The following is a 10,929-nucleotide window of genomic DNA, read 5'->3' as shown; positions in this document are numbered from 1 at the left end:
GAAAATCGGTACGATTTTCCGATTGAGACTGAAAGATAGAAAATTGCAATGAATTTCCGTAGGAAATTCAGCCGCAATTGAATTTATACATTGTTACCAGTAGTTTTATATCTCAAATGAGCTGAAAAAATGGTCTTTGATAAATTCCTTTTTATCTTTATTTCTTAATTCCCGAAAATAGTTTTTAGGTAGAAACTCAATATGACAATCCTTGAAATCAAATTCACTCATTTCCGCTAAAATGATACTTATATTATAATTCAAACAATTAGATTCGTCAATGCGTTCATTTTTCAATTCATTAAACACTTTTTTGAAATTTAGAATTGCTTGTTGTTCTTTGTTCTCTAACTCTAAATAAATTCCAGTGTATAGATTTTTTAGAATATCAGATTCAGGGTTTTTAAATTCCGTTATTTTATTAAAAGCTTTATCTTTTTCATTAAATAAATACAATATTTTAAATTCCGCTATATTAATAATTTCCGCTCTATCTTTTCCATAATTTGTTTTTTTTAAAGAGTCAATTTTAGCCATTAAGCTTTTAAATTCAGGCGAACCAAGTCCGTTGACTGATAGATTGGAACTCATTTTGGGTAATTTCATATAATCAACTAAAATTTCCTCTGCTAGATTTCTTGAACTTTCAGCATAATTCGGTTGATTGGTCTGTTTGCAAGAATGAATGAAAATTAATAATAGTAGAAATAAGTATGTGATTTGTCTTTTCATTACTCAAATTACTGGTAACGGTCTCGTATAACCGTCAGTTTCGGGTTTAAATTACTATTTTTCGATTAATAACTGACGCTCGCAATTCCGAGTGGATTCGGACGCAGTCGAATCCGCCGTAATTGCGGTTATACATTGTTGTAAACAGTTTTTTATCCGTCATAACCGAACCATTCATTCAAGCATTTAACTTTGTCTGTCTCAATTTCTTTAAACTTATTTTCGTTTAAATCAATAACCCAAGTTTTTAATATTTTATCGAAATATTCAACTTCCTCATTTTCAACCAAGCTAAATATTATTTTGTCATCAGGATTTTCAATTAACTCACAATGAGTTAAGGCAATATATTGGTCGGAATTTTCAAATGTCAAACTCACTTCATCAAGAATTGAATAATTGGGTTTAGGTGATGAGTTTTTTATTATTTTTTCTAGAATTAAGACTTTTAAACTGTCCTTTTGAATATAAACCAAAGCTTTGTCAGAATTACCTAAAACTTGTCCGCTGATTTTTTTAAATCCGTTATACTTTTCCAATTCTGTAATATCCCTAAAAATCGCATTTTCAGAATTCTTTTTTGAGATTGAATTGTTGTCAGATTTTGGTTCCGCTTCTGAATTATTTTTGTCAATTTCAATTTTTGAGTCAGTATTTCTTTCTGATGATTTCTTTTCTTGTTGACAACTTAAAGTCAAAAAAAGAACTAAAATTATTATGCTTTTTGTGGTTTTCATAAATTGTTTACAACGGTTTTGGCTATGATACGTTGCGGAAAAATCCGCAGGATTCTTTCCGCCGTAGCCGAAAGATAGCAAATTGCAATAAAATTCCGATAGGAATTTCAGCCGCAATTGATTATAGCCGTTGTTAGGCACAGTTATTTTAGTTCAAATATTTCTTTTCCGATTTCTTTTTCGGTCAATTCAGTCGCCAAATAAGTTATTTTAAATTCCTCCGTTTTGATTGAGAATTTCAGATAAGGTCTTTTGGCAAACTCATAATATTCATTCAAATAAAAATCATTGTGGTCAGAATATAATTCAGGATTGATTTCTGGACTTTCTGAATTGTAGCAATAATTCAAAGTCACATTTTGATTGTATTTGCTAATAGCTTTGAATTCATAACACTCACAATCTAAATCCATTATTTTCTGATTTTCTATTTTTCCTTTCTTTAATAATTTCAGCGAGTTTACTTTTGTATCTAAAGAGTCAATTTGAGAACTATTTTTATTAGTGAAATAGAGTTTAGCTTTATTCCTAAAGTAAAATTGAGAATCAGCTCCAAATTCAGCACTATTCAGATGAATTCTACGGAAGTTTCCGTTTCGAGAATAGTACATTAATAAACTGTCACCATACTTGTCATTCAATTGTTTTTGAAATCCGTCTGGCGCTAATTCAGTTGTTGTGATTTCGGTTGAGAACTTTATAATTCCCTCAAAGTTGTTTTGTCCATTTGAACTACAACTTGTTAAAATCAAAAAAGCTAATATTATTAATCTGTTCATTTTTCTAATTGTGCCTAACGTTAGCGTATAAATTTCAGTTGCGGAAAATCGGCTACGATTTTCCGTTTTAAACTGAAAGATAGAAAATTGCAATGAATTTCCGCAGGAAATTCAGCCGCAATTGAATTTATACATTGTTGTGTGCAGTTTTTTATTCATTATTCAGTGCCTTTATATATAATTTTTAGTTTTCAGTTTGATGTTTTCTCCCGTTTAAATTTTGTAAGATTCCGCTTGTAACTTAGAAATAAAGAATCATAAAAATTTTCACACAGTTTTTATTGACTTTTTTCTTTATTCATTTTTTTAATAACAACTTAATGGATTTTTTTCGAAATAAATTTTGCTATAAAAATTACAATTCCAATATATATCAATACTGGAACGAAAAGAATATAAGAAGATATTGTAATCAAGCCATAATAAAAGTCAGCATATTTTCTGAGAACGGTGTTATCAATTATGCATGACTGTACAGACATATTTCCAGAGTTAAATCCGCTACAATTATACATGCCAAGGATTGGTAAAATCAATCCAATAAAAAGTAATATAATTAGAACTATTGTCTTTTTTGACATATAATAATTTAATTTAGCCGTTAGTTTCTAGAATTGCACACAACGGTTTTGGCTATGATACGTTGCGGAAAAATCCGCAGGATTCTTTCCGCCGTAGCCGAAAGATAGTAAATTGCAATGAAATTTCGATAGGAATTTCAGCCGCAATGGATTATAGCCGTTGTTGTGTGTAGTTTTTATTTTTTACTCTTTAATAAACTTGAAATTCCGATAAATACAATTCCCAATATTGTCAGTGTCCAAGCACTTGCCCAAATCGCAAATCCACCTAAACCAGAGTCATTCGTAACAGATTCTATTTTATTTAACTCCACAAAGTTTGAGATTCCAATAACTATTAATAGTAACCCAATTATGAATAAAATTATTTTGAATACTTTTTTACTCATATTCCGATTTATATAATTCCAAAAACTTTGAAGTCAAAAGATTTATTTCCTTTTTCTTTTTTAATTTAAAGTCAATATATGTGATTAAAAAAGGTAGAATGAAAAAAGGTATTGGTAAAAACCAATTCCCATAAATCAAAGAAATTATCGAGAAAATAATTCCGATTCCAATAGCAACTTTTACTGCTATGTTCATTGGAAATTTGAAGTCAAAATCCAATTCAAATTTATTTTCACTGTTTAGAATTCCGATTATTCTGTGATTGCCACCAGAATTAAAAATTCCGTATTTTCTATTTAATTCAATTCTGTTGGGACTTATATTTCCATCATAAAATCCGTTCAGAATTAATTTATTCAGAATATTAAATGATTTCTCGTTATTTGAAATGGTTTCTGTCATTTTTCAAATTACACACAACGGTTTGGTATAGATTTAGTTGCGGCTTAAAATCCGAAGGATTTTCAGCATTAAGCAACTAAGATAGTAAATTGGTATGAATTTCCGAAAGGAAATTCAGTAGCAATTGAATATATACCTTGTTAGCTGTAGTATTGTTTTATTTTATGTGATTCAGCTGGCGAAATTGTAGAAAGAAAACTTATTTTTATTCCACTTTTTTTTGCGCAACATTCCGTTTTACTGTTTCCGTTTTTTTAGTTTCTGTACCGTTTTGAGCGACAGAATTCGACCGCAATTTATTCAATTCCGTACGAGTCAGTTTTAGATTTCAGTTCCGTTTACCGTTTTAAAATTCAGATCCATAACAGGCTAAAATTCTGTTTTCAATTTTTTAAAGTTACGTTGCTAAAAATCAACACGAATTGAGCGTTTTTGGTTGATGCAATATTACAGCTAACGTGTTTGTGTATGGTTTCGTTGCGTGAAAATCCGCGAGGATTTTCCGATTAAGAAACCAAGATAATAAATTTGCGAGGAATTTCCGATAGGAAATTCAGAAGCAATAAACTATACACGTTGTTGTGTGTAGTTTTTTTATTTCAGTCATATTCCGTTTTGTGGAATTCCAATAGTTTATCCGTTAAAATATTTATTTCTTTTTTCTCTTTTAGTTTAAAATCCGCAAACATAATCAGTCCGAAAACAACAAACACAATCGGCAAAATCCAAATTCCCTTAATCAGCGAAATTATTGAAATCAGAATTCCGAGTCCGAGTAAAATTTTCGCTAAAATATTCATCGGTGACTTAAAGTCAAATTTCAAATCGTAATTATCTGTTTCATTCACAATTCCGATTAGTCTGTGATTGTTCGGGAAACGATTCCGCATTAATTCAAACTTTTCAGTTCCGATATATCCATTATAGAATCCGTTCACAATTAATTTGTTCAGAATTCTTAAGTTTTTATCACTTTTGGTTATCGTTTGTCTCATTTCTCAAATTACACACAACGGTCGTGTATATGGCTCGTAGCGTGCAAATTAGAAAATTATTTTCGTTTCAGCACAAGCCAGATTTTTAAATTTTACTATTTATCTTTTTTATTGGAAATCGTCAAATTTAAAAATTTGGCGACTTTCCAAATATGCCTTAACTTCGATTAAGCAACTGACTAGCTATGAGTTATATACGTTGTTAGCAAATCGTTTTTATTTCCACTTTGTTCTTAATTCAGTTCCAATTGGATATTTTTCTTTCGTAAAATCAGGTAGATAATATTTTCCGAAACTTCTGTTTGTCAGCACAGAATCAACCTCAATAAAAAACTCTCCATCTTGTGTTTCCAAAGTCAATCGGTTATTAATTCGGTCTTTTTCTCCTTTGTCTAATTCTATTTGCCAAGAAATATTTTCTTCATCATTTGGGTCAATTACTTTTGTGATGTTTTTTATTTTCGCAGAAACAGGTTCTTTTAGAAAATAACTTTGCCATTTTTCAGGTATTTGTTTTAAATCAAATTCTGATGTGATTGAATCTTTGGTTTTATTAACTAAATACATCCCATTCATTTCCGGCTCTAAACCAGTATTTAGATAGTCTGCAAATCGTATATAATCGTTTTCTTTATCCAAACTCCAACCAAAATCAAAGTAATCTGAAAACAGATATTTATTATTTTCCCATTGTACAACTTGAAATTCTGTTTTGATTTTCAGTGAGTCAATTCCGTATTTTATTTTCGTGGTTTTTGGTTTTAATTCCATATCCTCTGGATATTCAATAAATTCTATTCTTTCGGGATTTAATGTCAGTTTGAGACTGTCCATTTTATAAGTTCCAAAAACTTTTTTTCTTTCTCCACCACCAAAGCAACTGAATAAATAATTTTCGTTAATAAAACGACCATCACTTAATAAATCAAGTCGCAAACCATTATTAAATCCGTCATAAGAGTATCTTAACGTGTCAATATTCTTAATATCAATTTTTTCATCATTCGATTTGGTTTTGTTATTCGAACAACTAAAAATTAAAAACAATATGAGAATTTTAATGTATTTCACGGTTTTCATCAAATGTTTGCTAACGGTCTCGTATAACCGTCAGTTACGGGTTACTTTGGCGTTTATTTTCGGTTTGGCACAGACTTCAGCAATTCCGAGTGGATTCGGACGTAGTCGAATCCGCCGTAATTGCGGTTATACATTGTTGTACACAGTACTTTTTTCATTTATAATTTCTTTGCACTTGTCAGATTCCGCAAACTCTTTTACAATTCGATTTCTTTCAGTTAGTAATTCAGTCATATATTTTTTCAGAAACAGCTTGTCCGCTAACTTTCCTAAAATTCCAAAAGGTGATTTATAGTCAAAAAAGTCAGTCATCAAAGTTCCGCCATTCGATTCAGCAAAGTGATGTTCGTGTTTAAATTCCGCAAACGCTCCTTTAACCATTTCGTCCGTAAAGTAATTCGGTCTGTCAAATTCCGTTATTTTAGAAGTCAATTTTTGATAGATTCCAAAGTGTTTAGCTCTCCAAGTTACACTTTCATTCATTCCAATTAGTCCGCTTGTTTTTCCAGCGATTGCTTCTTCATTAGTTTGTTCAGTCGATATTTTGTGCAAATCGATACTTCTCGACAAGTCAAACACAATATTTCTGTCGGCTTTTATTTCAGTCTGAAGTTCGATTCTCGGCATTTTTTGGGTATTGTGTACAACGGTCTCGGCTATGAGTAGTTGCGTGGTTTAGCACTAAACTTTGCAAGTACACACCAAACTGAAAATCCGCAAGGATTTTCAGAAGTAGGCGAGAACAAGCAATTACTTATAGCCATTGTTAGCACCAGTTTTTATTTCGTTTATTAATTCCGAGTATTGATATTCCTCATTTTCCGATATTACTTTTATAATTCGGTCAGGTTTGATTTCGTTAAAAAGTAAAACTTCATAATCCTCAAACACAAATTCCATAAAGTCAGGATTATCCAAAAATTCATTTATTTTTTTTGAGTCAGATTTTAACAAGTCAATTCCGTTTTGATAAATCAACTCGTCTGAATCCTTTCCCAATTCGCTTATTGTTCCGCCAATCCTCCAAATAATAGTCCTTTTATAATCTTCTTTTAATTCAGATAGGTTTTTAAAAACAGAATGTGGATTATCTCTTAATATTTCTGATAAGTTATATCTCCTTTCCTCGATTACATTTAAATCGTCATCTTGTTTTTGATAAGTATCAATACACCAATGTGAATGAACAATAGGAAAGTCAGATTCTGATAGTTCAAATATGAATCCAATTTGTTCTTTTTTGTTAAGCAAAAAGTCAACCCACCAACGATTCAGGTTATGAAAAGGTGTCAAAATTGAGCAAGAAGTCCAAGTGTCAGAAATTTTAATTCCGTTTTCAAGGATACTTTTTTTATTCTCTTTAGATGACCAATGTATTAATTTCATAGGTTGCCTTAAATTGGTGCTAACGTTAGCGTATAAATTTCAGTTGCGGAAAATCGGTACGATTTTCCGATTTAGACTGAAAGATAGAAAATTGCAATGAATTTCCGTAGGAAATTCAGCCGCAATTGAATTTATACATTGTTGGTTGCAGTTATAATTCTGTTTTTTGAGGTTCATTCAGCGTTCTGTTTTGCGTTCTGCTATTCAATTCAACGTTTTGATTCCATTATTTTAGGAATTCAATCGAGTAGGAGTGATCAATTCACGTTTTTATAATTCCGTTCGAGTGAATTTCTGCGTACAGTTCCGTTTTACAATTTCAATTCAGCGTTACGTTTCGGTTTTGAGTATTAAATTCAGTTTCCGTAAAGCTTTTTGCGCACAGTTCCGCTTTTTTCAAAGTTCGGAATTCGCACGATTTTTACGCTTAGTTTTTAATTCGGCTATTGCAACCAACGTTAGCGTATAAATTTCAGTTGCGGAAAATCGGTACGATTTTCCGATTGAAACTGAAAGATAGCAAATTGCAATGAAATTCCGATAGGAATTTCAGCCGCAATTGAATTTATACATTGTTATGCATAGTTTTTTATTTAATGTTCAGTATAGTTTAGTTCATCCAATCTTGCCCTTATTGTTTTATCAATTTTAGATTTGGTAGTGTAAAATGCCAAAATTTTCAACGATTCGGGAAAAGGTTGTTTAATGAATGAATCAAAGTCAATTGCGGTTTTGTAAATCCTTAAATGCTTTAGGGAACTCAAATTAGAAATTCCAGATAGCTTTTTAAATGTATTGCAGTTTATTAGTTTAAAATCAGTTAAATTAGGATTTGCTTTATCAAAATCTAACTGTTCCATTTTAATTTGGTCTTCAATTAATAGAGTTTTAAGAGAACTAAACTTTGAAATATTTCTTAAACTGTTGAATCCACGAACTCTTATTATTTGTAGTTCTTCAATATTGTTTTCTTCTATTTCATCCAAGTTTTCTCGACCACCCAAAACAAAATTTAGAGTTTTCAATTTATTTAGAGAGTTAATAAATCCAAGTTTAACTTTTGAAATAGAATTTAAACCTAAATACTCCAGTTTAGTCAATTCACTTACCGAATTTATATTTTTAGTATGTCCAGATATAATTAAGAACTTTAAGCTTTTAAATTCTTTCAAATATGATAGGTTAAAAGCTTTTGTCTTAGTTTCTCCAATAATTAATTCAGTTAGTTTTTTAAAGTTTTCCGAATCAAGTATCTCGGTTTCTTTTAATTCATAAATGCCTAAACTCAATCTTTCTAGATTTTCAAGTTTGGAAATGTAATCAACGTTTTCCGCTTTGATTATACAGTCAATGTATAATGATTTTACATTCGGAATTTTTTGAACGACTTTACAGTCAAAAACTTTTGAATAATGTCCATAGAATCGAATACTAAAACTTTTGTCATATTTAGCGCATAGTTTGTTCAATTTGGATAACATTCTATCCGAATAGACTGTGTCCGAAAACTGCACAATTATGTGGTCACCATTTTTAAGTTGACTTTCAATTAACCTGCGGTCAATTTTCTTTGGATTATCTATTCTTTTCTGAGGCTTCATTCAAATTATGCACAACGGTCTCGGCTATGAGTAGTTGCGTGGTTTAGCACTTAACTTTGCAAGTACACACCAAGCTGAAAATCCGCGAGGATTTTCAGAAGTAGGCGAGAACAAGCAATTGCTTATAGCCAATGTTGTGCTTAGTTATTTATTATTTTAAACTTGTTGTTTTCTATTAATTCCAATAGATTCTCTTTCCAATTTTTTGCTAAAGAGCCACCATTGTCATTTTCCATTGAATCTATAATCACTCCATTCAGAAGATACTCGGTCGAAGCAACGACTTTCTTATTATCGACACTTATGCCAGCAGGTCCTCTCGCAGAATGATGTTCGTGCATTGGCATTTCGGAATAGGTTATTTTAAAGCCATTTTCACATATTTCTTTTGCTTTAACATCAAATTCAGAATCAATTATTGAAAGAATAACCAAAATTTGCGGACTAACCCAAGAACCAGTCTTTAGACGATTCCATAAATCAGTTTTTAATTCAGACTGCCGATTTTTGTCAATTTTTAGGGTTGTAAGAGCAGCGACTAGATGTGGTCTCCAATCTTCATACTTTAATAACAATCTAATTCCCTTTACTATATCATTACTTGAGTTTTTAGAAATTATATCGTCAAGTCTATCAATACTTTTTGTGAGATTCCATTCTTTTGGTGGATTCGGAATATCATATAAATTCATAAGTGGTAAATGATTTGGATGTCCATTCCAAAAATCATTAAAAACTCCAAAGTTTGGTCTTTCACTCATTTTTTCTAATTAAGCACAACGTTAGCGTATAAATTTCAGTTGCGGAAAATCGGCACGATTTTCCGATTGAAACTGAAAGATAGAAAATTGCAATGAATTTCCGCAGGAAATTCAGCCGCAATTGAATTTATACATTGTTGTGTAGCGTTATTTTTATTCGGTTAATATTATCAAAACATTCTTTCCACCATTTCCACTGCAATTTAGTATGGTTGCGTCGGCATCTTTAATTACTAAAAGACTTTTAATAGCATTATGTTCAATGCGATAATCTTTTCGCTCATTTTTATCCACCAAAATTCCATTCAAAACAACTAATGAAATATTATCTCGATTGGTCATTTCATATCTTTTCTTAAATTCCTCTGATTCAATTTCAGTCAGATTAAAAGATTCAGGTTCATTATTAGATTGAAAGATATTTAAAGTTTTAGTTTTTCTGTCAGCTGTAATTTCGGCGATGTTTTTCGTATCCAAATAGTATTTTTCGAGTTCTATTTCGGTTTCTTTGTTCAGTAAAGTTTTATAACCCTTTTTAATATCTAAACTTCTTGCTTTTTTATAATTCACAGACCTTATTCCACAACTTGAGAAAAGGATAAAAATTAATATGTAAAAGCTATTTCTTCTCACACAGTTTTTTTAATGCTACACAACGGTTTTGGCTATGATACGTTGCGGAAAAATCCGCAGGATTCTTTCCGCCGTAGCCGAAAGATAGTAAATTGCAATGAAATTCCGATAGGAATTTCAGCCGCAATGAATTATAGCCGTTGTTAGCAACTGGACTTTATTTTTTCCACATAATGTTCATTCGATTCTAATCCGTAAAGTTTATTCCGTTTTAAGTCAGGACTATTTTTAATTAATTCAATTAAATTTTCGGCATTCGCCTCTTTGTTCCTTATATAATCTATTGAAAAGAACCATTCTGAAAAATAGATTAGTTCCGAAATTCCATATTCAGATGCAATTTTGCGAAACACTTTTCTAATTCCATCTGTCAATTCAGACTGTTTCACATCGGTAAATCGAAACCAAGCACTAAAGAGCCCAAAAGAACCAGAAAATTCTATAAAATTCGGGTTGTCAAAATAAACTTTCAGCGCTTGGTCAAATAATGGCAATTCAAAGAATTCAATTCCTTTTGACTGTGTCAATTTCCATTCAGATTTTTCTGTTTTAAGACCTAAATTGGGTTTTACAAAATCAAAGTCAAATTCAGCTGTATTTAGAATTTTGCGAATTTTTTCTTTTTCGATTTCAGTCGAATCCGATTTTCTTATTCCTATTATTTGAATCCAAACTGCCATTGTGGTTTTTCGGTCTTGTTGCTAACGTTAGCGTATAAATTTCAGTTGCGGAAAATCGGTACGATTTTCCGATTGAAACTGAAAGATAGAAAATTGCAATGAATTTCCGTAGGAAATTCAGTCGCAATTGAATTTATACAATGTTGGTTGCAGTTATATTTCAGTTTTTTGA

The 10,929-nt window shown here is 30.9% G+C and carries 13 protein-coding genes; all 13 read right to left on the bottom strand.

All coding sequences use genetic code 11. The features are described from left to right. Positions 1 to 105: 105 nt before the first annotated feature. The 13 genes from H574_RS0111890 to H574_RS0111825 all read right to left on the bottom strand — a co-directional run bounded on the left by H574_RS0111890 (position 106) and on the right by H574_RS0111825 (position 10,757). The gene (locus tag H574_RS0111890; protein ID WP_027880798.1) at positions 106 to 732 is read right to left on the bottom strand and encodes a hypothetical protein; all 627 of its coding nucleotides are present in this window, start codon (positions 730 to 732) and stop codon (positions 106 to 108) included. Positions 733 to 884: 152 nt separating this feature from the next. After that, on the bottom strand, positions 885 to 1,469 hold the full coding sequence (locus H574_RS0111885; protein WP_027880797.1) for a hypothetical protein: 585 nt from the start codon (positions 1,467 to 1,469) through the stop codon (positions 885 to 887). Between the two features lie 143 nt (positions 1,470 to 1,612). Then, positions 1,613 to 2,248, bottom strand: coding sequence for a hypothetical protein (locus H574_RS0111880; RefSeq protein WP_027880796.1), 636 nt, complete (start codon positions 2,246 to 2,248; stop codon positions 1,613 to 1,615). A gap of 757 nt (positions 2,249 to 3,005) precedes the next feature. Next, a complete protein-coding gene (locus H574_RS0111875; RefSeq protein ID WP_027880795.1) occupies positions 3,006 to 3,218 on the bottom strand; it encodes a hypothetical protein in 213 nt (70 codons plus the stop codon). Then, positions 3,211 to 3,621 (bottom strand): hypothetical protein, encoded by a 411-nt coding sequence (locus tag H574_RS0111870; protein WP_027880794.1) that lies wholly within the window; start codon positions 3,619 to 3,621, stop codon positions 3,211 to 3,213. Before H574_RS0111870 ends, H574_RS0111875 begins: the two co-directional genes overlap by 8 nt. Before the next feature lie 599 nt (positions 3,622 to 4,220). After that, a complete protein-coding gene (locus H574_RS0111865; protein WP_027880793.1) occupies positions 4,221 to 4,616 on the bottom strand; it encodes a hypothetical protein in 396 nt (131 codons plus the stop codon). A 216-nt stretch (positions 4,617 to 4,832) separates the two neighbouring features. After that, positions 4,833 to 5,687 carry a hypothetical protein gene (locus tag H574_RS0111860; protein WP_155912662.1) on the bottom strand — a complete coding sequence of 285 codons (855 nt, stop codon included), beginning with the start codon at positions 5,685 to 5,687 and terminating at the stop codon, positions 4,833 to 4,835. 135 nt (positions 5,688 to 5,822) lie between these two features. Continuing rightward, the gene (locus tag H574_RS0111855) at positions 5,823 to 6,323 is read right to left on the bottom strand and encodes an SRPBCC family protein (protein ID WP_036227608.1); all 501 of its coding nucleotides are present in this window, start codon (positions 6,321 to 6,323) and stop codon (positions 5,823 to 5,825) included. A gap of 123 nt (positions 6,324 to 6,446) precedes the next feature. Next, entirely contained in the window at positions 6,447 to 7,082 is a 636-nt protein-coding gene (locus H574_RS0111850) for a hypothetical protein (protein ID WP_027880790.1), read from the bottom strand. A 593-nt stretch (positions 7,083 to 7,675) separates the two neighbouring features. Beyond that, positions 7,676 to 8,683 (bottom strand): leucine-rich repeat domain-containing protein, encoded by a 1,008-nt coding sequence (locus tag H574_RS0111845; RefSeq protein WP_027880789.1) that lies wholly within the window; start codon positions 8,681 to 8,683, stop codon positions 7,676 to 7,678. Positions 8,684 to 8,823: 140 nt separating this feature from the next. Then, the gene (locus H574_RS0111835; protein ID WP_027880788.1) at positions 8,824 to 9,444 is read right to left on the bottom strand and encodes a hypothetical protein; all 621 of its coding nucleotides are present in this window, start codon (positions 9,442 to 9,444) and stop codon (positions 8,824 to 8,826) included. 153 nt (positions 9,445 to 9,597) lie between these two features. Then, on the bottom strand, positions 9,598 to 10,077 hold the full coding sequence (locus tag H574_RS0111830; protein ID WP_155912660.1) for a hypothetical protein: 480 nt from the start codon (positions 10,075 to 10,077) through the stop codon (positions 9,598 to 9,600). A 143-nt stretch (positions 10,078 to 10,220) separates the two neighbouring features. Next, positions 10,221 to 10,757: a hypothetical protein gene (locus H574_RS0111825; RefSeq protein WP_027880786.1), complete on the bottom strand. Its 537-nt coding sequence runs from the start codon at positions 10,755 to 10,757 to the stop codon at positions 10,221 to 10,223. Between the last annotated feature and the right edge of the window lie 172 nt (positions 10,758 to 10,929).

The organism is Mesoflavibacter zeaxanthinifaciens DSM 18436, from assembly GCF_000422365.1.
Taxonomy (GTDB): Bacteria; Bacteroidota; Bacteroidia; order Flavobacteriales; family Flavobacteriaceae; genus Mesoflavibacter; species Mesoflavibacter zeaxanthinifaciens.
The sequence above is the reverse complement of the archived record's forward strand: the minus strand, read 5'-3'. Positions and strand labels throughout refer to the sequence as shown.

Excerpts from the sequence above, each read along its gene's own strand:
- H574_RS0111890 (WP_027880798.1), bottom strand. The coding sequence starts at position 732 with ATGAAAAGACAAATCACATACTTATTTCTACTATTATTAATTTTCATT.
- H574_RS0111885 (WP_027880797.1), bottom strand. The coding sequence starts at position 1,469 with ATGAAAACCACAAAAAGCATAATAATTTTAGTTCTTTTTTTGACTTTA.
- H574_RS0111880 (WP_027880796.1), bottom strand. The coding sequence starts at position 2,248 with ATGAACAGATTAATAATATTAGCTTTTTTGATTTTAACAAGTTGTAGT.
- H574_RS0111875 (WP_027880795.1), bottom strand. The coding sequence starts at position 3,218 with ATGAGTAAAAAAGTATTCAAAATAATTTTATTCATAATTGGGTTACTA.
- H574_RS0111870 (WP_027880794.1), bottom strand. The coding sequence starts at position 3,621 with ATGACAGAAACCATTTCAAATAACGAGAAATCATTTAATATTCTGAAT.
- H574_RS0111865 (WP_027880793.1), bottom strand. The coding sequence starts at position 4,616 with ATGAGACAAACGATAACCAAAAGTGATAAAAACTTAAGAATTCTGAAC.
- H574_RS0111855 (WP_036227608.1), bottom strand. The coding sequence starts at position 6,323 with ATGCCGAGAATCGAACTTCAGACTGAAATAAAAGCCGACAGAAATATT.
- H574_RS0111850 (WP_027880790.1), bottom strand. The coding sequence starts at position 7,082 with ATGAAATTAATACATTGGTCATCTAAAGAGAATAAAAAAAGTATCCTT.
- H574_RS0111845 (WP_027880789.1), bottom strand. The coding sequence starts at position 8,683 with ATGAAGCCTCAGAAAAGAATAGATAATCCAAAGAAAATTGACCGCAGG.
- H574_RS0111835 (WP_027880788.1), bottom strand. The coding sequence starts at position 9,444 with ATGAGTGAAAGACCAAACTTTGGAGTTTTTAATGATTTTTGGAATGGA.
- H574_RS0111825 (WP_027880786.1), bottom strand. The coding sequence starts at position 10,757 with ATGGCAGTTTGGATTCAAATAATAGGAATAAGAAAATCGGATTCGACT.